The organism is Hyphomicrobium nitrativorans NL23, from assembly GCF_000503895.1.
Classification (GTDB): Bacteria; Pseudomonadota; Alphaproteobacteria; order Rhizobiales; family Hyphomicrobiaceae; genus Hyphomicrobium_C; species Hyphomicrobium_C nitrativorans.
Genome location: NC_022997.1, coordinates 1,972,672 through 1,994,251, shown reverse-complemented (window position 1 = coordinate 1,994,251; position 21,580 = coordinate 1,972,672). Strand labels below are relative to the sequence as shown.

The following is a 21,580-nucleotide window of genomic DNA, read 5'->3' as shown; positions in this document are numbered from 1 at the left end:
GAGGCGGCCGGAAGGCCTGCCGATCGAACCTGCCACCGTGTCCCGCCTCGCGATCCGGGACCCAGAGCCGTTCAAGTCTAACACACCCGTCAAGGCCGCTGGCGGCACGCCGCTTAGCCCACCGGCCGCTCGATCCGCGTGATGCCGCCCATATAAGGCTGCAACACCTCGGGGATTATGACGGACCCGTCGGCCTGCTGGTAATTTTCCAGCACGGCCACGAGCGTCCGCCCCACCGCAAGACCCGAGCCGTTCAGCGTGTGCACGAAGCGCACCTCTTTGCTCGCCTTGTCGCGATAGCGCGCGCCCATGCGCCGGGCCTGGAAATCGCCGCACACCGAGCACGACGAAATCTCGCGGTAGGCGTCCTGCCCCGGCAGCCACACCTCGATGTCGTAGGTCCGCTGCGACGCGAACCCCATGTCGCCCGTGCAGAGCATCACCGTGCGATAGGCGAGCCCGAGCCGGCGCAGCACCTCTTCCGCGCACGCCGTCATGCGCTCGTGCTCGTCGAGGCTCTGTTCCGGCGTGGTGATGGAGACGAGTTCCACTTTGGAAAACTGATGCTGGCGGATCATGCCGCGCGTATCGCGCCCCGCAGCCCCCGCTTCCGAGCGGAAGCACGGCGTCCATGCCGTGAGCCGCATCGGCAGCGCGTCCTCGTCCAGGATCTGCTCGCGCACCATGTTGGTGAGTGACACTTCGGCCGTGGGGATCAGCCAGTAACCGTTCTCCGTCTTAAAAAGATCCTCCGCGAACTTCGGCAGGTTGCCGGTACCGAACGCCGCATCGTCACGCACCAGCAGCGGCGGGTTCGTTTCCGAATAGCCGAACGTGTCGGTCTGGAGATCGAGCATGAAGCTCCCAAGCGCCCGTTCGAGCCGCGCGAGCGCACCCTTGAGATAGACGAACCGCGCGCCCGAAACCTTGCCCGCCGTCTCGAAGTCCATCAACCCCAGCGCTTCGCCGATCTCGAAATGCTGCTTCGCCGTGAAGTCGAACTTGGGCGGTGCGCCGACACGGCGCACTTCGACGTTCTCCGTTTCGTCCGCGCCGACGGGCACGTCCTCGCGCGGCGTGTTCGGGATCACCGAGAGCGCCTCTTCGAGCGCGTGGATAAGCTGACGCTCCTCCTCCTCGCCCGACTGGATGACCTCCTTCAGCTCGGCCACCTCCGCCATCAGCTTGCTGGCCAGCGCCTCGTCCTTCGCGCCCTTGGCCTTGCCAATCTCCTTGGACGCCGCGTTGCGGCGGCTCTGCGCGTCCTGCAACTTCGTGAGATGCCGGCGGCGCGCCTCGTCGAGTTCCAGGAGCTTCGCGCTCACCGGCTCCAGGCCGCGGTTCTTCAGGCCCTCGTCGAAGGCTCTAGCATTCTCTCGAATCCACTTGATGTCGAACACGTGGCCCGTCCTTGGCGTCGTTGGTTTTGCGAGGTCCCGAGAGCTAGACCATGATCATTTCAGGCCCTATCAGCCTGAAGTGTGAATCATAGGTCTCACCAAAGAGATAGAGCGTGATCTCGATTCAGTGAAGACTGATCACGCTCTATAAGGCGCGAGACGACAGAGGTCCAGGCGGCCGCACGTACTCGTTTCGTAGCCCGGTGCGTCAGGTGGTCTTGGCTGCCGCTTCGGCGGCCTCCTTGGCGGCCTGCTGCTTCTCGACCCAGGCCACCGAAACGATGGCGAGCTCGTAAAGCAGCGTCGTAGGCAGCGCCATGATGATCATGCTGATCGCGTCCGGCGGCGTCATCACGGCCGCAACCGCAAAGATGCCGACGATAGCAAAGCGCCGCCCGTTGCGCAGCATGTCGGACGTCACCACGCCGATGCGCGCAAGCAGCGTCAGCACGACCGGGAGCTGGAAGCAGATGCCGAACCCGAAGATCAGCGTCATGATCAGCGACAGGTATTCCGACACCTTCGGCATCAGCTCGATCGCCGCCGATCCCTCGCTCGCCGACTGCGCAAGCCCCATCGAGAAGCGGATCAGGATCGGCATCGCGATGAAGTAGACGACCATCGCGCCGAGGATGAAGAAGATCGGCGTCGCGATCAGATAGGGCCGGAACGCCGCGCGCTCGGTCTTGTAGAGACCGGGCGCAACGAATTTGTAGACCTGCGTCGCCACCACCGGAAACGACAGGAACGCCGCGCCGAACAGCGCGAGTTTCAGGTGCGTGAAGATCTGCTCCAGGAAGTGCGTCGCGATCAGCCGCACCTGGTGCTCCCCCGAAACCCAAACGTAGGGCCACACGAGCACGTCGTAGATCGTGCGCGCGATTGTGAAGCACAGCAGGAACATCACGAAAAACGCGGCAACCGAATAGATCAACCGTTGGCGCAGCTCGATCAGGTGATCGAGCAGCGGCGCCTTCGACGCTTCGATGTCGTCCTGGCCGGAGCTGGGAGTGCTATCCTGCATCAGCCGGACCCCTTCGGAGCGTCCGCCGGACGTTCGGCGTGAACGGGTTCGTCGGCAACGGGCGACGACGGCACTCCGAACTCGCGCTCGGGAATGACGGCGTCCGGCTGGCCCTCCGTCGGCTCCTCAGCAGCCGAAGCATCTGCGATGGCCTTGGCCTCGGCGGCCTTCGCTTCGGCTTTAGCAAGGCTCTCGGGCTTGGGCTGAACGCCGGTGTTGGCATTGAGATCCACGCGCATGGCCGCCTTCGCGCTATCGACGGAGCGCGTCGCATCGTCGAACGACTTCTTCACGCCGTCGCCGATGTCCCGTATTTCCTGCTTGATGCTGTCCATCTCGGCCTCACGCATGGCCTGCTCGAACACGGCCTTGAACTCGTTGGCGTGTTTGCGGATCACGCCGAGGTGGCGGCCAAGCGAGGAAAGAAAGCGCGGCAGTTCCTTCGGCCCCACGAGCAAAAGCGTGACGACGCCGAGGATAAGAATCTCGCTCCAACTGACTTCGAACATCTGATCGTCCAACCCGGAAAAAGCGAGCGCGGACCAGGCCCACAGCACGGCCACTGAGAGCACGCGTTCGCGGCCTTGGGCCGCGCAAGCACGCTCCAGCGAGCGGAACCGGCCTTAGCCCGCCTTCGACCTGTCGCGTTCGGCGGCTTCCTGCGCGGCGTTGTCGATCACCTTGGGATCGGCCGGAGACGGCGGCGATGCCTCCTCCTCGGCCAAACCCTTCTTGAAGCTCTTGATGCCACGCGCCACGTCGCCCATCAGGTCCGAAATCTTGTTACGGCCGAACAGGAGAACGACGACGAGCAGAAGGATCAAGAGATGGGTCGCACTCAACCCCATGGGAATACCTCCTCCAGTATCATTTCAGCATTCATCCGAGATGCCGAAAGACACTAGTCCTTTGTTTTGTCGTGCCTCTTATCCGAAAACAATTCCCGGGGCCGGAGGCACGCGCGCGGCGTAAGAGACCGCATGTTTCGCCGACGCACTATTGCAGAATTACCCCCCCGTCGCAAGCGCGCCTCGGCGGCGGAACCCTTGCTCCAATCCTTTGAGATTTAAGTGTCTTTACCGTTCGACGACGGAAAAACGATCACGTCGCTTGGGTCGATGCAAAGCCTCACCTCGCTCCCCCTTGCGACATCGTGGCCGACGCGTGTGCGGACATTCAGCGGCGCTTCGAACCCTTCGACGACGACTTCGAGCCGCATCGCGTCTCCGAGAAACCTCGCGTCGCGCACGCGCCCGGCAAGCCCCTGCGCCTCTCCCCCCCCGTTCGCCCGCACCGCCGTTAGCCCGACGGACCGCTCGCGGATGCAAAGCGTCGCCCGCTCGCCGTCCCCGAGCCCCGGCGCCGCCACCGGACCGAACGGCGTCGCGGCCCGTCCTGCCGCAACCTTCACGTCGATCTCGTTGATCTCGGAGAAAAGCCGCGCAACGAACAACTCCGCCGGGCGATGATAGAGGTCTTCAGCCCGTCCCACCTGAACCAGCCGCCCGGCGCGCATGACCGCGATCCGATCGCCGAGGCGCATCGCCTCTTCGGGGTCGTGCGTGACGATCATGGTCGTCGCGCGCGTCTCGCGAAGGAGCGCCAGCGTCTCCTGCTGCATGGACTCGCGGAGTTGGACGTCGAGCCCCGAGAACGGCTCGTCCATCAGCATCACCGCCGGGCGCGGAACGATGGCGCGGGCCAGCGCCACACGCTGCTGCTGCCCGCCCGACAGGATATGCGGATATTGCTCCGCATACCGCTCAAGCCCCACACGCGCGAGCACGGTCAGCGCCTCGCGCCGGGCTTCCGCCCGCGGCAGCGCCTTGAGGCCGAACGCCACGTTTTCGAGAATGGTGAGATGAGGAAAGAGCGCGAAATCCTGGAACATCAGGCCAACGCCGCGCGCCTCGGGTTGCACAAACCGCTCAGGCCCCGCGACCTCCCGCCCGTTGATCAGAACGCGGCCCCCATCCGGACGCTCGATCCCCGCCGCCACGCGCAGAAGCGTGGTCTTCCCGCAGCCGGAAGGGCCCAGCAGACACAACACCTCACCCGGCGCAATGTCGAGCGACAGCCCCGCGAGCGCAGCCCGCTCCCCATAGTTCTTCGAGACCTCTTCGAAGCGCAGTTCGGCGGCGAACGTCGCCCCGGCACGGACAGGGCCACCCTCCGAAAGCACGTTCGAAACCGCATCGTTCGAGGATTTATTGAAAAGCCAGTTCGCCACGTGCGTCTCGGTCGCCCAGCGTTGATCGTGCGGCGCCCCCTCACCCGCCTTTCTCGCTCCTTATGCCTCTCCCCGATGGGGAGAGGTCGCGAGCGCAGCGAGCGGGTGAGGGAGCGCCGCAATGTCGACAGTGCTAGTCCGGTTTAGCGTCGGGATCGTCGCCGGGCAAGTCGGGATCCTCCCCGGCCTCGACGTCGCTGGCCTCGTCGCCGTCACCGGGCACGGCGTCGTCATCCCCGTAGCCGTCGGCCTCGGCATCGGACGCCTCGTCCTCGGCCGAGCCTTCATCCTCCCCCGCTTCTTCGAGCGGCAATTCGTCCGGCATCAGCGCCGCAACGGAGGTCGGATCGGGAATGGCGAAGCCCGGCGGCAGATGCCCATCGAGCAGCCCCTGCGCCTTAAGGTCGGAGAGCCCCGGCAGATCCTTGACGCTGTCGAGACCGAAGTGGGCGAGGAAGCTGTCCGTCGTGCCATACGTCAGCGGCTTGCCCGGCGCGCGCCTGCGCCCGCGCGGCCGGATCCAGCCAGCCTCCATCAGAATATCGAGCGTACCGGCAGACGTCGTGACACCCCGGATCTCCTCGATCTCCGCGCGCGTCACCGGCTGATGGTAGGCGACGATGGACAGCGTTTCGAGTGCCGCCCGCGAAAGACGCCGCTCCTCGACCGCATAGCGTTCGAGCAGGTAGCCGAGATCCTCCGCCGTGCGCAGCACCCATTTTCCCGCCACCCGCACGAGGTTCACGCCGCGCGGCGCATAGGCGGCCTTGATCTCTGCCAGCACGTTCGCAATGCCGCTGCCATGGCGCAGATGTCCGGCGAGCCAAGTGTCGTCGAGCGGCACCGGAGACGCAAACAGCAGCGCCTCGACGATCCGCACATCTTCGATGTGAACCTCGCCCTCGACGGATGCCGAAGACGACCCGCTCTCATCCCCCTCCAGCTCTTCGCCCAGCGCACGCGCAAGCTCGATCGCTTCCTGCGCCTCGGGCGCATTCAGGGTCCCTTCGCTCGTCACCAGTCTCAGCCTCGGCGGAGCCATGCAGCCTTACCTTTCCCGTTGCGCCATCGAAACGGCTACGGCGCCACACCGCCATGCCGTCGGTCCAGCCGCTCCCACGCAGCGCCTGCTTCGCATTTGCGCATGTAAATCGCCTCGAACGGAGCATCCTGGCGAAGTTCGATCAAGCCTTCGCGCGCCATTTCGAGCGTGGCACCGAACGAACTTGCAAGCGCCGTCTTGTCCTCGTCTTCGGCCACCGTCTGCGGCGTAAGATAGGTCCTGAGGCACATTTCGAGCTGGACCCAGTCTCCGGCGCTGACCGTTTCGCCGACGAGCGTTTCGAGCTGTCGCCGCGCCTTCTCGATCGACCACACGCGGCGCGCTTTCACCACATGCACGACCTTGGCGGTGCGCCGCCGAAGCTCCGAATAGGCTTTGAGAAGATCGTAGATCTCGGCCGTCCACCGGACATCCGTGACCTTCGAGCGTTCTTCCGGCATCCCGCGCTGGAACACGTCCTGCCCGAGCCGCTTCTTCGTCATGAGGTCCGCGATGGCGCGGCGCATGGCTTCGAGCCGCATGAGCCGGAATGCTAGGCGTTGCGCCATCTCCTCGGCGGACGGCGTTTCGTCGTCGGTCGGCTCGCGCGGCAGGATCATCCGCGACTTCAAGAACGTCAGCCATGCCGCCATCACGAGATAGTCGGCCGCGATCTCTAGCTTGAGCCGTTGGGCTTCCGCGATATAGACGAGATATTGATCGACGAGCGCCATGATCGAGATCTGCGAGATGTCGATCTTGTGTGTGCGGGCGAGCGCAAGCAGCAGGTCGAGCGGACCCTCGAAACCCGCGACATCCACGATAAGCGCCTCCGACGCGGCGGGCTGAAGCTCGCCGTCGGGGCTTTCCCATCCCGGCGCCTCGTCCATCTCTCCAGCGTCTTCGATCATCGTGCTCTCGATAATCATGGGGTCCTGACATCATGGTTCAGCAGAGGCCCCGCAAGGCCCGTCCGCGCAGCCGAAAACGCGCGCCGCTAAAAACCTGGCCGGACCTTACACTGATTCAGGAGCCCGTCCTGTAGTTCCCAAGGCTCGCGCAAGCCCCGTTTGTGCTCGCCCCGAATCGTAAGGTTCTGAACGGGCAAAAATTTCGAGCGCGGCCCGGAACCGCCGCAGCGCATCGCCCGAAAGCGCGGGAACCGCCGCAGCCACGGCCTCCATCTCGGCAAAATCCCCGCTGCAATGGAGCGCCAGATCCGACCCCGCAGCCAGCACGGCTTCCGCCCGCGCGCCGAGAGGGCCCGTCAGCGCCTTCATACTCAGATCGTCGCTCATCAAGAGCCCGTCGAAACCGATGGCACCGCGGATCACCTCTTCGGTCACCCGGCGCGAGGTGCTGGCCGGCGCACCCCCGTCGACGGCCGTGAACACGACATGCGCCGTCATCGCCGCCGGCATGTCGGCCAAGGCCTTGAACGGCGCGAAGTCGGTCGCGTCGAGCACCTCGCGCGGCGCGTCCACGACGGGAAGCGCGAGATGGCTGTCGGCCGTCGCGCGGCCGTGACCGGGAATGTGCTTGATGACCGGCAGCACGCCGCCCGCCATGAACCCTTCCGCAACCGCGCGCCCGAGACGGGCGACCTGATCGGGCATCTGCCCGTACGCACGGTCGCCGATAATGTCGTGTGCGCCCGGCACCGGAACGTCGAGTACGGGCGCGCAATTGGTGTTGATGCCGAGCGCCTTGAGGTCGTCCGCGAGAAGACGCGCGGAGAGAAATGCAGCGTCCAGCGCTCCGTCCTCGTCGTTGCAATAGAGGCAGGCATAGGCATACGCGGGCGGAAGCGCACGCCCGAGCGGGGGACGCAGGCGCTGCACGCGCCCGCCCTCCTGATCGATCAGCACAAGAAAATCGTCGCCATGACCGGAGGCTTCCCGCGCGTCGCCCACAAGCCTGCGGATCTGCTCGGGCTCGACGCAGTTTCGCGCAAACAGAATAATCCCGGCCGGAGCCGCCGCCTTAATGAAACTTGCCTCGTCGGGCGTCAGCGTCGCGCCCGCAAGTCCGGTGATGAAGGCTGACGTCATAGCTAGGTTCCGGATTACGATCTTCGCATGGAGAGCCTACGCGTCGCCCGCGTGCCCGAACACCTACATTTACTGATCTGATGGTAGGAACGATAGCTCCTCACGATCGGGCGCGAAGCGCCCGGAGCGTCTTGGCGAAGCCAAGCTCCGCACGGACTGCCGCGGCCATCCACAAAGCACGACGCGCCGTGTTCGAAGCTTCCCTCAGCTTGTGTCAGAAAAACTCAATAAGCCGTGATCCAGCAGCCATTGTAGCCTTGGGCCTTGAGCTGATTGCAGACCGAGTTCGCCGAATCCCGCGATCCGGGCGGCCCCACCAGCAGACGATGATAGGTGCCCTTGGCGCCCAGATTGGCTTCCTGGATATCCGGCGTCTTGCTGCTGAGGATAGACCCGTACTTCTGCTGCATGTCCGCAAACTGCGTCAGCGCGTCGATGCGGCTGCTCGCAGACGCCGGCACCGAAGCCAGCACCGCGACATAGCCAGCTCCCGTCGAGCGCGGCGCGCTCGGAGCGGGCGACGGATCGGCCGCAGCCACCTTCTTCGGCGTGTCGGCCTTGGGAGCGGCTGGAGCCTTCGCGGGCGCCGCGTTCTGCTGCGCGGCCGGACGCTGCTCGCCAACCCCCGCCTTGCTGTTCGAACCCGTCACCATTTCCACCTGCGGCGGCGCTGCCGCAGCCGCGCGCCGATCCGGCGACGGCGGCCCGCCCGGCTGCGTCTGCCCTGCGGACGGCGACGCGCCGCCCGGTCCGGGAGGCCCGACCGAGACCGTCAATTCACCGTAAGCCCGGAACCGCGACGATGGCCTGCGTCTCCCTCTCGCTGGACGGCGGCTGGATTTGTCCGTCGCGCCCCACGGAAACGACGGGCACCTTGCGCACGCCGGAAGGATCGGCAGTCGCGGCCCCCTCGCCCAGACGGCCCATGATCTTGCTGTCCGCATGGTCGAACCGCTTGCCGCCCGGCTCCGACGGCTTGACCTTCGAGGGGCCTTCGGCACCCCGCACCAGCGGCGTCGGTTCGCCACCACCCGGCCCGAAGAGCCCCGAAACGCCGTAAACCAGCCCGCCGCCGAGCAAGACCGTGCATGCGACCAGCGTCGCGGCTTTCTTCCAGCCGGCACCCCGGCCACGGGGCTCGTCCTCGTACATAGCGTCGTCGTCGGCATAGCTCTGATCGAACGTGCCGTGCTGGCCCTGATAGTGCCCCTGAGCCAACTCGCCCTGCGGGTCGGCGTAAGCCTCCGTCCCCCAATGCGCGTGTTCGCCGTGGGCCCCCGCATCCCCGTAGGCGCCAGGGCCCTGATAATCGTTGGCATCGAGCGCAAGGCTGTGCCCGCCGTGCGCGTGGCCGTCGTCGTGCTCCGCAGCACCCCATTGATCCGCGTAAGCCTGCGGCTGATGGTGAGCCTCGGCGCGGCCGAACGGACCGCCCGGCTGCGCCGGGGCGGCATAGCCGGCATACGCCGGAGACGACGATGGCGGGGCGGACGAGGGCTGCGCATACCCCTGTCCTTGCAGGCCGCCGTATCCGCCGTTCGTCTGCGGCGGTGTCGCGTTTGCGAACGGCGGCGAATATCCGCCCGGCTGGCCCTGCGGCGCGTAACTTTCGCCCGGAGGCGCGAAGGGATCGTAGGCCGCGAGATGCGAGGGCGCCTGATGGGCACTCGGCGCTTGCGAAGCCGGCGCCTGCCGCGGGGGCGCGTATCCCTGCGTCGCGGGCTGCGGCGCAGAATAGCCCTGAAGCCCGTAGGGATCGGCCGCGTGAGCCTGCGACGGCTGAGGAGACATGCCGTAGCCGTCTGGCCGGAGAGCCGCGAACGGATCCTGCGCAGCACCCGCATCCTGCTCGGCATAACCGAGATCGGGATAGCCCTGCTGAGCGGGCCGATGCTGATGCGGAGCGGGTTGCACGGGCGGCTGCCGGAAGCCGGCAGCAGGCTGCGGCCAGCCCGAAAGTTCTGGCTCGGCATGGGCCTGAGGCTGCCCATGCCCCGGATGAGGCTGGCCCAGGTGAGGCTGGTGCGGATGCGCGGCCCCGGCCGGCCGGCCCTGAGCGGGCGGCGCCTGGGCGTGGGGCAAAGGATTGTTGTACCGTGTCATCGCTCGGAACCCCCGTCGCACATCCCCGACATCCGATCCAGTGGCGCGCTCGATCCAGCGACGCGATGTCAGCGTCCTGGGCGTCCCGCCTCGATCCACCGGGCAACCGATCCGCGATTTTCGCGGCGGTGGCACTGCGATGGTCGCGCGCTCCGGTCAGATCGCGATCTTCGCAGGAACCGAAAGCCTCGGGGTCGGGCCTTCGAATCAAGACTCTAGCGCATCGCCTCTGGTGCTCCGACACCGAGCACCGCAAGGCCTGAGGATAACACGAGCTGCAAAGACGCAACGAGCGCACACCGGGCCGCGGTCAAAGCGCGATCATCCTGCTGGATAACGCGCAATTGTGGCAAATCATTGCCACGTGTCCAATGCGAATGAAAAGCGGAAGCCAAATCATAGAGATAGAACGCCACCCGATGAGGCTCGTGGGCGCGCGCGGCGCCTGCGATCAGGCTCGGATAGTGCGCGCACCGACGGATGAGATCGAGTTCTCCGGGATCTGTCAGCAGCGCGAGATCCGCACCCGCGACACTCCCGGGCGTCGTATCGAGCCCTGAGAACGCCTCGCGCGCATTCCGCAACACCGAGGCGGCCCGCGCGTGCGCGTACTGAACATAGAACACCGGATTGTCTTTCGACTGCTCGGTGACTTTCGCGAAGTCGAAGTCGAGCTGTTCGAGTTCCTTCCGGTAGAGCATCATGAAGCGCACGGCGTCCGAACCCACCTCGTCCACCACGTCGCGTAGCGTAACGAACGTGCCCGCCCGCTTCGACATCTTGTACGGCTCGCCGTTCTTGTAGAGCTTGACGAGGTTGACGACCTTGATGTCGAGATCGGCAGATCCCCCCGTCGTGTGCCAATGCTTGAGCTTGCCCTTGGCATCGCGCTCGACAGTGCCGCCCGTCAACGCCGCAACGGTCGCCAGCATCCGCGGGATGTAGCCGATGTGGTCCGCACCGAACACGTTGATCATGTGACGGTAACCGCGGTTCAGCTTGTCGTAGTGATATGCGACATCGCCCGCGAAATACGTGTAGCTGCCGTCCGCCTTCATCAGCGCCCGGTCGGCTTCGTCCCCGTACTCCGTGGAGCGGAACAGCGTCTGCTCGCGATCCTCCCACTCCTCGTCGTCATGGCCTTTCGGCTTTTCGAGGCGCCCTTCGTAGATCAGCCCGCGCGCACGCAGATCGGCAATGGCCGCCGAAACCTTGTCCGCCTCGCCCTTCGTGAGCGAGGCTTCGGAGAAGAACACATCGTGCTTGATATTCAGCGCCGCGAGGTCGTTCTTGATCATCGGCATGATCCGATCGATCGCGAACGTCCGCACGAGCGGAAGCCACCGCTCCTCGGGAACGTTGATCAGCGACGGGCCATGTTCTTTCGCGAGCGCCTCACCCACAGGCTTCAGGTAGTCGCCGGGATAGAGCCCTTCGGGGATTTCGCCAATCGCCTCGCCCAGCGCCTCGCGATACCGGAGGAACACGGAGCGCGCGAGCACGTCCACCTGCCCGCCGGCGTCGTTGATATAATATTCGCGCGTCACGTCGTAGCCCGCGAACGCCAGCAGGTTGGCCAGTGCATCGCCGAATACGGCGCCGCGGCAATGGCCGACGTGCATCGGTCCCGTGGGATTGGCCGAGACGTACTCCACGTTCGTCCGCGCACGCTTGCCCACATCGGATGCGCCATAGCGCGTGCCCCGCGAAAGAATGGCACGCACGACGCCGTGCCAGAAATCCGCGCGAAGCCGGAGATTGAGGAAGCCCGGTCCCGCCACCTCGGCCGAGACGACATCCGCATCCGCCTGAAGCTCCGCCGCAAGCGCGTCAGCGATGTCGCGCGGCTTCTTCCCGGCAGCCTTGGCCAGCACCATCGCCGCATTGCAGGCGAGGTCGCCGTGCGCCGGATCGCGGGGCTGTTCGACCGCCACGTTGGCGAAATCCAACCCCTGCGGCAGCACGTTCTTCTTTTGAAGCCCGGCGAGCGCGTCGAGAACCTTGGCCTCGACTTCCGCGAACACGTCCATGGAATAGCGTCCTCGAACCTGACGGCAGCCCCGCTACCTAGAGGTGGTAGCAGGCTAAGACAGCCGCCTTTCTGCTGGCAAACGATCGGCCCGGCTAACGCAATTCCGGCGCGGCGTCAAACAGGCGGGCATGTTCGGCGATGGCGTAACGGTCGGTCATCCCGGCCACGAAATCCGCGATCACACGCGCCCGCGCCCGGTCGGCGAGCCCGGCCTGGGCCGCGCGCCAGCCGCCGGGAAGCGCACCTTCGTCGGCCAGATAACGCGCGAACAGCCGCGCCACCACCGCTTCGGCCTCCTCCATGACCCCCATGACGCGCCGGCTCCGGTAGACCCGCTCCATGAGGAACGCCTTAAGCGAGGCGAGATCCCCGGCCACACGCTCCGAAAACGCAACCGTCACCTGGGGCGCCGCCATGACGTCGGTCGGCGTCGCAGGGTCGAGCGCAGCGAGCCGGCGGCGGCTCTCCTGCACCACATCGTGGATCAAACGCGTGATCATGCGCCGCGTCACTTCGTAGGTGAGGCGGCTCCCATCCAAGTGTGCGCCTTGCGGCAAAGAGCGGACGATCTCTCCCACGAACGGAACATCTGCGAGAGCGGCAAGCGAAAGCAGGTTCGCCCTCAGACCGTCGTCGATATCATGGCTGACGTAGGCGATATCGTCCGCGAGCGCCGCCGCCTGCGCTTCGCCCGACGCCCAGCGCTCCGCTTCCAGGCTCTGCCATCCGTCTTCGAGACGGCGCACCACCTTCAGCACCGGATCGCGCTCGTCCGCGAGCGGCCCGTTGTGCTTCGCGAGACCTTCGAGCGTCTCCCACGTGAGATTGAGTCCGTCGAAATCGAGATACTTGCGTTCGAGCGCCGTCACCACGCGCAGGCTCTGCGCATTGTGATCGAACCCGCCGAACGCCGCCATGATCCGGTCGAGCGCGCGCTCCCCCGCATGCCCGAACGGCGGATGCCCGAGATCGTGTGCGAGCGCGAGGGCCTCCGCGAGATCCTCGTCGAGCCGTAGTTGACGCGAGATCGTCCGCGCGATCTGCGCCACTTCGAGGCTGTGTGTCAGCCGCGTGCGGTAATGATCGCCCTCATGAAAGACGAACACCTGCGTCTTGTGAATCAGGCGGCGAAACGCCGTGGAATGCAGGATACGGTCGCGATCCCGCTGGAAGGGGCTGCGGCTCGGGCAATCCGGCTCCGGAAAACGCCGCCCGCGTGACGGCACGGCGCTGGCCGCATAGCGCGCAGGGCGCCGCTGCCCGGGGGCAAGCGACGCGCCGAAGTCAGCCGTGTCCGTCATTTTGACCAGTCCCGTCGAGTCGTCGCTCATGCCCCGAGACGTAGGGCCTTGAAGCCGGCCGCCGCAAGCCATTTGACTTGGATCAAGCGATCCCTATCTTCATGCCGAGACGCGACGCACCCGAGGCACCCTGATTTCGGTTGAAACACCGTCTCCCGCGCCTCCTGAGGACCGCTAGATGACCGAGACTGCCACCTTTCCCGTGACGCTGACAGCAAGCGCCGCCCGCCGCATCGCCGAGATCGTGGCCGGCGAGCCCGCAGGCACCCTGCTGCGCGTTTCCGTGGAGGGCGGCGGCTGCTCGGGCTTTCAATATAATTTCGACCTCGTGGACGGCGCATCGGGAGACGATGCCGTCATCGAGCGCGACGGGGCGAAGGTCTTGATCGATCCCGTCTCGATGGCCTATCTCGCAGGCTCCGAAATCGACTTCGTCGACGACCTGATCGGCGCGGCCTTCAAAATTCAGAACCCGAACGCGACGGCCTCCTGCGGTTGCGGCACCAGCTTCTCCCTCTGACCTCCCGCGCTCCCTCATAGGGCGGGAGCGCTCCGGACGCCCATGCTCATCACCACCTGGAACATCAACGGCATCCGGGCGCGCATCGAGGGCGCGGTCGCCTACGTGCGCGAAGCCAAGCCCGACGTGCTGTGCCTGCAGGAGATCAAGTGCCAGGACGAGGGCTTCCCGCGCGAAGCCTTCACCGACCTCGGCTATACGGTCGAGACGCACGGCCAGAAAGGCTTCAACGGTGTCGCACTGCTCTCGCTTCACCCGCTCGAAGACGTAACGCGCGGCCTCCCCGGAGACGAGGCCGACGTGCAGTCGCGCTTCATCGAGGCGACCGTCACCGCGGGCACGCTGTCCGTCCGCGTCGCCTCGCTCTACCTGCCGAACGGCAACCCGCTCGGCACCGAGAAGTTTGGCTACAAGCTCGGCTGGATGGCGCGGCTCGAAGCCCACGCGCGCGCTCTGCTGGCGACCGAAATGCCCGTTGTCCTCGCCGGCGATTACAACGTCATTCCCGAACCCGAGGACGCAAGCCGCCCGGCGGCGTGGACCAACGATGCGCTGTTTCAGCCAGAAAGCCGCGGCGCATTCCGCGCCATCGAAAACCTCGGCTATCTCGACGCCGTCCGCGCCTGCCATCCGGAGCCGGGCATCTATACGTTCTGGGACTATCAGGCCGGCGCCTGGCAGAAGGACGACGGCATCCGCATCGATCATCACCTTTTGTCGCCCCAGGCCGTGGACCGCCTTTCGGGCGCGGGCATCGACCGCTTCACGCGGGGCTGGGAGAAACCGTCCGATCACGTGCCGGTGTGGGTCGCGCTCACATAAATTCGCGGACAGTTCGCGGACAAACTCCACAAACGAAAACGCGCGCCGCAAGACCGCAGCGCGCGTTTCGAAATTTGTCGTCGGCTGTTGGCTTCAGCGAACCTGACCGGGCGCTGTCACATCGCGCAGCCGCGCAGCATCGCCTCCGACCGAACCGTAGCTGAATGTCGGCTGCTGGGCATCAGGCGGCGGCAGCCGGTCCGTCGTCGTCACCGCATGCCCGGCATTGCCCGCAATGCCCGATCGGTTGGGAGAGAGGAAATCGACCGCCTCGCCGTTTTTACACGTGCGGATGGGCGCAGCGGTGAGCTGGGCCAGCCCGCTGTGGTCGCGCAGCTTCGCGGGCTTGCGGCCGTAACGATTGCCCCACTGCGCGACGATACCCGTCGCCTGACTGCGCGTTCCCTCGGCCGCACCGCAGAAGATGTTCTGATAGATGTCCTCGATCCACATCGCGTCCTGCGACGGCGCATTGCGCACCGCAATCGCGATCAAGGCCAAGGCACGCGCCGGATCGGGTTCGACATGCTTTCCGCGCCAGAGAAGATCGGCGAAGAAGGCCTGCGCGCCCGCGTGTCCGTTCTGGCTCAGAATGGAGAGCCAATGCCGCCCGAGAGGAATGTTGGCCTCGACGCCCTCGCCCGTAAGCTGCAGCTTGGCGAGTTCGAACTGCGCGTCCTCGTCGTTGTACGTCGTCGAGGCATTACTGAAATAGAAGACGGCCCGCGCAGGATCCGGCGCAAGCCCGATCTCCGGAAGACCCTTCAGCCAATACCCGGCCAGCGCCGTCAGCGCCTTGCCGATGTACGGCGCGCGGGGATCGAGATCGGGATCCGCTTCGAGATGATCGTCGACGATCTTCTCGAACAGCGCATACGCCTTGGCGTGGTCGGTATAAGCGCCCGTATTGTCCTGGTAGATCCTTGCCAGGTAGTACGTCGCCATGAACTCGCTCGATGCCGCCGCATATTCGAGCGCCGGAACCGCCATTTCGTAATAGCCGCCCTGGTAGGCGCTGACGCCCTGCCGAAGCGCCTCGCGCGGCGAGCTGAACGACGTCGACTGCGCATGCGCCGCCAACGGCCCGCAAGCCATCACGATCAAACCGAGTAGAAGCCTAGATGTCCGCATAGCAGTGAACTTCCGCCTTCCCGCCTGCGTGGGTGACGGCGCCATACCGGGCCGGCCCCACCTGATCCGCAAATTTTCTTATTGCCCCGCTCTGGTACGCGTTCGGCGGGGCTTTCCAGGTCTTGCGGCGGCGCTCCAGTTCGGCTTCGTCGACTTCGAGGTCGAGCGTGCCGGTTACGGCATCCATCGCAATCATATCGCCATCCTGGATGAGCCCGATGGGCCCGCCCACGGCGGCTTCCGGTCCAACGTGGCCGACGCAGAACCCGCGCGTCGCGCCTGAGAAACGTCCGTCGGTGATGAGCGCGACCTTGTCGCCCGCGCCCTGCCCGTAGAGCGCCGCGGTCGTCGCCAGCATCTCGCGCATGCCGGGGCCGCCCTTGGGGCCCTCGTAGCGGATCACCAGCACCTCGCCGTCCTTGTATTCGCGCGCTTCGACGGCGTGGAACGCATCTTCTTCGCAATCGAAGCAGCGGGCAGGACCGCGGAACTTCAGGTTTTGGAGACCGGCCACCTTGACGATCGCACCGTCCGGCGCGAGCGTGCCCTTGAGGCCCACGACACCGCCCGTCGGCGTGATCGGGTTGGAAACCGGATAGATCACCTTCTGCTCGGTGTTGAACGTCACCGACGCAAGGTTCTCCGCCATCGTTTTGCCGGTGACGGTCAGGCAATCGCCGTGCAGGATGCCCCCTTCGAGCAGCGCTTTCAGGATCTGCGGCACGCCGCCGATCTCGTGCACGTCCGACGCCACGTACTTTCCGCCGGGCTTGAGATCCGCGATGTAGGGCGTCTTCTTGAAAATCTCGGCAACGTCGAACAGGTCGAAATCGATCCCGCACTCGTGCGCCATCGCCGGCAGATGCAGCGCGCCGTTGGTGGAGCCGCCCGTTGCCGCAACGACGATCGCCGCGTTCTCGAACGCTTTACGCGTGCAGATGTCGCGCGGACGGATGCCGAGCGCGATGAGCTTCATCACGGCTTCTCCGCTCGCACGCGCATAGGCGTCGCGGCTTTCGTAGGGCGCAGGCGTTCCCGCCGATCCGGGCAGCGCAAGGCCGATGGCCTCCGAAACGCACGCCATGGTGTTTGCGGTGAACTGCGCGCCGCACGCGCCCGCGCTCGGACACGCCACGCATTCGAGCTCGTGCAGATCGTCATCCGACATATCGCCGACCGAATGCTTGCCGACGCCTTCGAAGACGTCCTGCACGGTCACGTCATGACCCTTGAACTTGCCCGGCAGGATCGAGCCGCCGTACATGAACACCGAAGGCACGTTGAGGCGCAGCATGGCCATCATCGTGCCGGGCAGGCTCTTGTCGCAGCCCGCGACGCCAACCAGCGCATCGTAGCTGTGGCCGCGCATGGTGAGCTCGATGGAATCCGCAATCACCTCGCGCGAAACGAGCGACGACTTCATACCCTGGTGACCCATGGCGATGCCGTCGGTCACGGTGATGGTGCAGAACTCGCGCGGCGTACCGCCCGCTTCCTTGACGCCGGCCTTGACCGACTGCGCCTGGCGCTGAAGCGCGATGTTGCAGGGTGCCGCTTCGTTCCAGCACGACACGACGCCGACGAACGGACGATGGATCTCTTCTTCCGTGAGACCCATGGCATAATAGTAGGACCGATGAGGCGCGCGCGACGGGCCTTCCGTGACATGCCGGCTGGGCAACTTCGATTTGTCGAACGTCTTCGCGTCCATCAGTGCATTCCGTTTCTTCTTAAACGCTCTCGACGCGGCCACGCATCAAAGCGCAGCACCGCTCAAGAGCGGGTCCCCCAAGTGATTTCAATAAAGGTCGCTTCCGAAAGGACCGGCCGTTTGCCCCGCAAAAGAGGGTGATCGCCGGCTCCGAACCTGAAGCCCCCGCAGCTTCCCGTTCATTCCTACTTTTCGTTGCGCTTTCTTTGTGGCTCAAACGAGGCATCAGATGGGAATTTCGTTGCCGCAAGGCAACATCGGTTAAGTGCCGCGTCCGTTTTCCGGACGATTGCGAAGGCGTGGCTTTGAGAACACAGTTAATGCTTGACCCTCCGGAGAGCCTATATGGCTAGCACCCGATCCCGGCCGATGATGGGCCGTGATAAGACTGTTCCGAGGCCCGGAAAAATGCGCAGACCGGAGCGTTTGGTCGCGCCGCCACAATTAGCCCCTCCGCCAAACCGTTGATGCACAATCGCTTTCTTCGCACACGATGGCGCAGATTTCTTCGAGCACGTCATATCTTGGCCCGAACGCGGCCCAAATCATTGGTTTATATGGAGAAAGCGACACGCCGGACCGGGGCCGGGAGAACCGATGAAATCGTCTGGGATAGCGGCCATCGCCGCCTTCTTTCTCGCAGCGGGCTACATCGCCTCCCCGTTCGTCGGGGCGTGGTTCCTTCGTGAGGCCATCCGCAACGGCGACACCGCATACTTGGCCGAAAGGATCGAATGGCAGACGGTCCGTGAGACACTGCGCGGCTCGCTCATGGAGTTCGCGACTGGTCCCGTGCCCGTCGCGAGTGGCGATACCGCGGTCACACAGCGCGGCCTCTGGCAACGCATCAAAGCAGGTCTCGGGCGGCGCGCCATCGACGGCATGGTTGATGCCTACATCACGCCCGAAGGCCTGCCCCAGCTCTTCAACGTGCGCCAGTTCTATCGGGAGAGCGTCTCGGGCCAAGCTGCGGCCGACGCGGCCCTCCCCTGGCCCGAGCGGGCGCGCCTGTTTTGGTCGCGCGTCAAGCGTGCGGAATTCCATTCGCCGACCGAATTCGAGATCGAAATGGCCGACCGAAACGATCCGACGCGCCATTACGTCGGCCTGATGAAGCTGCGCGGCCTGAGCTGGAAGCTCACCGAACTGCGCGTCCGGAAAATCCGCGAGGCGTCACTCACCTCAATGGCTAAATGGACGTGAGCGAATACGGCTGCGCCAGCAGCCCGGGAGCAACGCGACCCGGCGCAAGTGCGCCGGCCGAACAGGCCCGTGAGCGCAAAACCTACTCGATCCGCTTCAGCGCCGCCTTGAGCCGCTTGATCCGTTCGTCGCCCTCGACGACCCGCTCGCGGTTAAGCTCCACCACATGCGCCGGCGACTTCGCGACGTTCGCTTCGTTCGCGAGCCAGTTGGACGCCTTGGTGCGGTCGCCCTCGGCGCGCTCGATTTCCTTCGCAAGACGCTTGCGTTCCGCCTGCATGTCGATGACGCCTTCCAGCGGTAGCGCGGCCGTCGCCCCGTCGATCACGATCAGCGCCGCACCCTTCGGGATCGCATCCCCAAACGAGATGCTTTCGAGACGCGCAAGCCGGCTGATCGTCTCCTCGTGACGGCGCGCACGCGCAACCGTCGCCTCGCTCGCGCCCGAGATGATCAGCGGAATTTTTGCCCCCGCCGGAACGTTCATTTCCGTCCGCACCGAACGCACCTCGGAAACGAGTTCGACGATCCAGCCGATCTCGGCGTCCGCCTCCGCGCTCGCGAGGCCGGAAAGACGCGGCCATTCGGAGAGACACAGCAGCGACTGCCGCCGCTCGCCATGCTCCACCATGTGCGCCCACAGCTCTTCCGTGATGAAGGGCATGAAGGGGTGCAGAAGCTTCAAGCACTGGTCGAGCGCCCATGCCGCGCAGTTGCGCGTCTCGGCCTTCGCTTCCTCGTCGTCGCCCGCGAGGATCGGCTTGATCAGCTCCAGATACCAGTCGCAGTAGACGCCCCACACGAATTCGTAGATCGCGCCCGCGGCTTCGTTGAAACGGTAGCCTTCGAGGCCCTGCGTCACGGCGTTGGCGGCGCGCTCCGTCTCGCCCACGATCCAGCGGTTGAGCGTGTGCGTCACCCCATGCGGATCGAAATCGAACTGGCGCACGCACTCGTTCATCTCGCTGAAACGCGCCGCGTTCCAGAGCTTGGTCGCGAAGTTGCGGTAGCCCTCGACACGCGCCGGCGCGAGCTTGATGTCGCGTCCCTGCGCGGCCATGGCGGCCAGCGTGAAGCGCAGCGCATCCGCGCCGTACTTATCGGCGAGTTGCAGGGGATCGATCACGTTCCCCTTCGACTTCGACATCTTCTGCCCGCGCTCGTCGCGCACGAGGGCATGGATGTAGACGTCGTGGAACGGCACCTCCTTCATGAAGTGCAGCCCCATCATCATCATGCGGGCGACCCAGAAGAAGATGATGTCGAAGCCGGTGACAAGCACGCTCGTCGGATAGTAGCGCGCAACTTCGGCGGTCTCGTCCGGCCAGCCGAGCGTCGAGAACGGCCACAGCGCCGACGAAAACCACGTGTCCAGCACGTCCTCGTCGCGCGTGAGCGTCAACGGAACGTTCGACCCCGCATAATGCGTCTCGGCGAGTGCGCGTGCCTCCGCCTCGTCGGCGGCCACGAACACATGCCCGTCGGGTCCGTACCACGCCGGGATCTGATGCCCCCACCAGAGCTGGCGCGAAATGCACCAAGGCTGGATGTTGCGCATCCATTCGAAGTAGGTCTTCTCCCAGTTCTGCGGAACGAACTTCGTCTTGCCGGACTCGACGGCCGCAATGGCCGGCTTCGCGAGTTCCTCGGCGTTCACGTACCATTGGTCCGTAAGCCACGGCTCGATGACGACGTTCGAACGGTCGCCGTGCGGCACCGTATGCGTCGTCGGCTCGATCATCGCGAGCAAACCGAGAGCCGCGAGATCGGCAACGATCTTCTCGCGCGCCTCGAAACGGTCGAGCCCGCAATAGGCAGCCGGCACGTCCTCGTTGAGCTTCCCGAACGCGTCGAGCACGTTGATCTTCGCGAGATCGTGCCGCTTGCCCACCTCGAAGTCGTTGAAGTCGTGCGCGGGCGTGATCTTCACCGCACCCGTCCCCTTCTCGGGATCGGAATACTCGTCCGCAACGATCGGAATCTCGCGCCCGACAAGCGGCAGCTTGATCTTGGCACCGGCCGCGACGAGCGCCGCATAGCGCGTATCATCGGGATGCACGGCAACGCCGCTGTCGCCCAGCATTGTCTCGGGACGCGTCGTCGCCACGACGATGTAGCCGCGCGTCTCGAACGCGGTGGGCTTCCCCTCCTCGTCGAACGCAATCGGATGCTCGTACGTCTTCCCGTCCGCCAGCGGGTAGCGGAAGTGATACATGTGCCCCGAAGGATCTTTCTTGAGCGCCTTCGCCAGCGCCGCCGCATCGAACGGCGCCTCCAGGTCTCCATCGGCCCACGTGAGCGATCCCTTGACCTCGACCTGCACGACTTCGAGATCCGAAATCGCCGTCTGGAACTTCGGGTCCCAGTTGACGAGGCGCTTGTCCTTGTAGATCAGCCCGTCGCGATAGAGCTGCACGAACACTTTGACGACGGCGCGCGAAAGCCCCTCGTCCATCGTGAAGCGCTCGCGGCTCCAGTCGCACGACGCGCCGAGCCGCCGGAGCTGATTGAGGATGGTGGAGCCGCTCTCGTCCTTCCAGCGCCACACCTCATCGAGAAACGCGGCACGGCCCAGACTGCGACGGTCGCCCTTGCCCTCGGACGCGAGTTGGCGCTCCACCACCATCTGCGTCGCGATGCCCGCGTGATCCGTTCCCGGCTGCCACAGCACGTCGCGGCCCCGCATCCGCTCGAAACGCACCAGCACGTCCTGCAACGTATTGTTGAGCGCGTGCCCCATATGGAGCGAGCCGGTCACGTTGGGCGGCGGGATGACGATCGAATAGGGCTCGGCGCCCTCACGCTCCGGGCGCCCGGCGCGGAAGGCCTCGGCCTTGTCCCATTGATCGGTGATGCGCGGCTCGATCTCGGCGGGCTGATAGGTCTTGTCGAGCATGGGAAGAGCGAGCCTTTACAGGAAAAAGAAAGGGGAGCAGGCGTCCTACGAACCCGCTCGCCGCCTGTCAATCGGCGGGACCGGGCCGCCAGCACGGGATACAAGGTTGCGCGG

General features: G+C 65.4%; 18 protein-coding genes. 3 read left to right on the top strand and 15 right to left on the bottom strand.

What is annotated here, in order from left to right:
* Positions 1-113 precede the first annotated feature (113 nt).
* The 12 genes from serS to W911_RS09215 all read right to left on the bottom strand — a co-directional run bounded on the left by serS (position 114) and on the right by W911_RS09215 (position 13,183).
* Positions 114-1,400: a serine--tRNA ligase gene (gene serS, locus W911_RS09270; RefSeq protein ID WP_023787283.1), complete on the bottom strand. Its 1,287-nt coding sequence runs from the start codon at positions 1,398-1,400 to the stop codon at positions 114-116.
* Between the two features lie 208 nt (positions 1,401-1,608).
* Positions 1,609-2,424, bottom strand: a complete 816-nt coding sequence (tatC, locus tag W911_RS09265; RefSeq protein WP_023787282.1) for a twin-arginine translocase subunit TatC — start codon at positions 2,422-2,424, stop codon at positions 1,609-1,611.
* Positions 2,424-2,933: a Sec-independent protein translocase subunit TatA/TatB gene (locus W911_RS09260; protein WP_081717843.1), complete on the bottom strand. Its 510-nt coding sequence runs from the start codon at positions 2,931-2,933 to the stop codon at positions 2,424-2,426. The genes tatC and W911_RS09260 overlap by 1 nt, the downstream gene beginning before the upstream one ends.
* Before the next feature lie 114 nt (positions 2,934-3,047).
* Entirely contained in the window at positions 3,048-3,272 is a 225-nt protein-coding gene (locus tag W911_RS09255) for a twin-arginine translocase TatA/TatE family subunit (protein WP_023787280.1), read from the bottom strand.
* Between the two features lie 218 nt (positions 3,273-3,490).
* Positions 3,491-4,654 (bottom strand): ABC transporter ATP-binding protein, encoded by a 1,164-nt coding sequence (locus tag W911_RS09250; protein ID WP_023787279.1) that lies wholly within the window; start codon positions 4,652-4,654, stop codon positions 3,491-3,493.
* A 133-nt stretch (positions 4,655-4,787) separates the two neighbouring features.
* A complete protein-coding gene (gene scpB / locus W911_RS09245; protein ID WP_023787278.1) occupies positions 4,788-5,696 on the bottom strand; it encodes an SMC-Scp complex subunit ScpB in 909 nt (302 codons plus the stop codon).
* A gap of 35 nt (positions 5,697-5,731) precedes the next feature.
* Entirely contained in the window at positions 5,732-6,607 is an 876-nt protein-coding gene (locus tag W911_RS09240; RefSeq protein ID WP_041318210.1) for a segregation and condensation protein A, read from the bottom strand.
* Positions 6,608-6,712: 105 nt separating this feature from the next.
* Positions 6,713-7,747, bottom strand: a complete 1,035-nt coding sequence (gene nagZ / locus W911_RS09235) for a beta-N-acetylhexosaminidase (protein WP_023787276.1) — start codon at positions 7,745-7,747, stop codon at positions 6,713-6,715.
* A 224-nt stretch (positions 7,748-7,971) separates the two neighbouring features.
* The gene (locus W911_RS18165; RefSeq protein WP_023787275.1) at positions 7,972-8,523 is read right to left on the bottom strand and encodes an SPOR domain-containing protein; all 552 of its coding nucleotides are present in this window, start codon (positions 8,521-8,523) and stop codon (positions 7,972-7,974) included.
* Between the two features lies 1 nt (position 8,524).
* On the bottom strand, positions 8,525-9,850 hold the full coding sequence (locus W911_RS18365; protein WP_023787274.1) for a hypothetical protein: 1,326 nt from the start codon (positions 9,848-9,850) through the stop codon (positions 8,525-8,527).
* A gap of 215 nt (positions 9,851-10,065) precedes the next feature.
* Positions 10,066-11,880: an arginine--tRNA ligase gene (gene argS / locus W911_RS09220; protein ID WP_023787273.1), complete on the bottom strand. Its 1,815-nt coding sequence runs from the start codon at positions 11,878-11,880 to the stop codon at positions 10,066-10,068.
* A gap of 94 nt (positions 11,881-11,974) precedes the next feature.
* Positions 11,975-13,183 (bottom strand): deoxyguanosinetriphosphate triphosphohydrolase, encoded by a 1,209-nt coding sequence (locus W911_RS09215; RefSeq protein WP_041318207.1) that lies wholly within the window; start codon positions 13,181-13,183, stop codon positions 11,975-11,977.
* Between the two features lie 178 nt (positions 13,184-13,361).
* Here W911_RS09215 and erpA point away from each other — a divergent pair, with 178 nt between their 5' ends.
* Both erpA and xth read left to right on the top strand, forming a co-directional pair.
* Positions 13,362-13,703, top strand: coding sequence for an iron-sulfur cluster insertion protein ErpA (gene erpA / locus W911_RS09210; RefSeq protein ID WP_023787271.1), 342 nt, complete (start codon positions 13,362-13,364; stop codon positions 13,701-13,703).
* Positions 13,704-13,745: 42 nt separating this feature from the next.
* Entirely contained in the window at positions 13,746-14,525 is a 780-nt protein-coding gene (gene xth, locus W911_RS09205) for an exodeoxyribonuclease III (RefSeq protein WP_023787270.1), read from the top strand.
* A gap of 93 nt (positions 14,526-14,618) precedes the next feature.
* Here the strand turns inward: xth and W911_RS09200 are convergent, their stop codons facing one another.
* Together W911_RS09200 and ilvD are read right to left on the bottom strand one after the other, a co-directional pair.
* Positions 14,619-15,656 carry a tetratricopeptide repeat protein gene (locus W911_RS09200; protein ID WP_023787269.1) on the bottom strand — a complete coding sequence of 346 codons (1,038 nt, stop codon included), beginning with the start codon at positions 15,654-15,656 and terminating at the stop codon, positions 14,619-14,621.
* The gene (ilvD, locus tag W911_RS09195; protein ID WP_023787268.1) at positions 15,643-17,367 is read right to left on the bottom strand and encodes a dihydroxy-acid dehydratase; all 1,725 of its coding nucleotides are present in this window, start codon (positions 17,365-17,367) and stop codon (positions 15,643-15,645) included. The genes W911_RS09200 and ilvD overlap by 14 nt, the downstream gene beginning before the upstream one ends.
* Positions 17,368-17,964: 597 nt before the next feature.
* Here ilvD and W911_RS09190 point away from each other — a divergent pair.
* A complete protein-coding gene (locus tag W911_RS09190; protein ID WP_023787267.1) occupies positions 17,965-18,570 on the top strand; it encodes a DUF2939 domain-containing protein in 606 nt (201 codons plus the stop codon).
* Positions 18,571-18,652: 82 nt separating this feature from the next.
* On the opposite strand, the gene W911_RS09185 is transcribed toward W911_RS09190, so the two are convergent.
* Positions 18,653-21,466 (bottom strand): valine--tRNA ligase, encoded by a 2,814-nt coding sequence (locus W911_RS09185; protein ID WP_023787266.1) that lies wholly within the window; start codon positions 21,464-21,466, stop codon positions 18,653-18,655.
* Positions 21,467-21,580 lie beyond the last annotated feature (114 nt).

What these genes read in the sequence shown, in the direction of transcription:
- W911_RS09255 (WP_023787280.1), bottom strand. Translation starts at nt 3,272, where the DNA reads ATGGGGTTGAGTGCGACCCATCTCTTGATCCTTCTGCTCGTCGTCGTT.
- erpA (WP_023787271.1), top strand. Translation starts at nt 13,362, where the DNA reads ATGACCGAGACTGCCACCTTTCCCGTGACGCTGACAGCAAGCGCCGCC.
- W911_RS09190 (WP_023787267.1), top strand. Translation starts at nt 17,965, where the DNA reads ATGAAATCGTCTGGGATAGCGGCCATCGCCGCCTTCTTTCTCGCAGCG.
- W911_RS09200 (WP_023787269.1), bottom strand. Translation starts at nt 15,656, where the DNA reads ATGCGGACATCTAGGCTTCTACTCGGTTTGATCGTGATGGCTTGCGGG.
- ilvD (WP_023787268.1), bottom strand. Translation starts at nt 17,367, where the DNA reads ATGGACGCGAAGACGTTCGACAAATCGAAGTTGCCCAGCCGGCATGTC.
- W911_RS09240 (WP_041318210.1), bottom strand. Translation starts at nt 6,607, where the DNA reads ATGATCGAAGACGCTGGAGAGATGGACGAGGCGCCGGGATGGGAAAGC.
- xth (WP_023787270.1), top strand. Translation starts at nt 13,746, where the DNA reads ATGCTCATCACCACCTGGAACATCAACGGCATCCGGGCGCGCATCGAG.
- nagZ (WP_023787276.1), bottom strand. Translation starts at nt 7,747, where the DNA reads ATGACGTCAGCCTTCATCACCGGACTTGCGGGCGCGACGCTGACGCCC.
- scpB (WP_023787278.1), bottom strand. Translation starts at nt 5,696, where the DNA reads ATGGCTCCGCCGAGGCTGAGACTGGTGACGAGCGAAGGGACCCTGAAT.
- tatC (WP_023787282.1), bottom strand. Translation starts at nt 2,424, where the DNA reads ATGCAGGATAGCACTCCCAGCTCCGGCCAGGACGACATCGAAGCGTCG.
- W911_RS18365 (WP_023787274.1), bottom strand. Translation starts at nt 9,850, where the DNA reads ATGACACGGTACAACAATCCTTTGCCCCACGCCCAGGCGCCGCCCGCT.
- W911_RS09185 (WP_023787266.1), bottom strand. Translation starts at nt 21,466, where the DNA reads ATGCTCGACAAGACCTATCAGCCCGCCGAGATCGAGCCGCGCATCACC.
- W911_RS09215 (WP_041318207.1), bottom strand. Translation starts at nt 13,183, where the DNA reads ATGACGGACACGGCTGACTTCGGCGCGTCGCTTGCCCCCGGGCAGCGG.
- argS (WP_023787273.1), bottom strand. Translation starts at nt 11,880, where the DNA reads ATGGACGTGTTCGCGGAAGTCGAGGCCAAGGTTCTCGACGCGCTCGCC.
- W911_RS09260 (WP_081717843.1), bottom strand. Translation starts at nt 2,933, where the DNA reads ATGTTCGAAGTCAGTTGGAGCGAGATTCTTATCCTCGGCGTCGTCACG.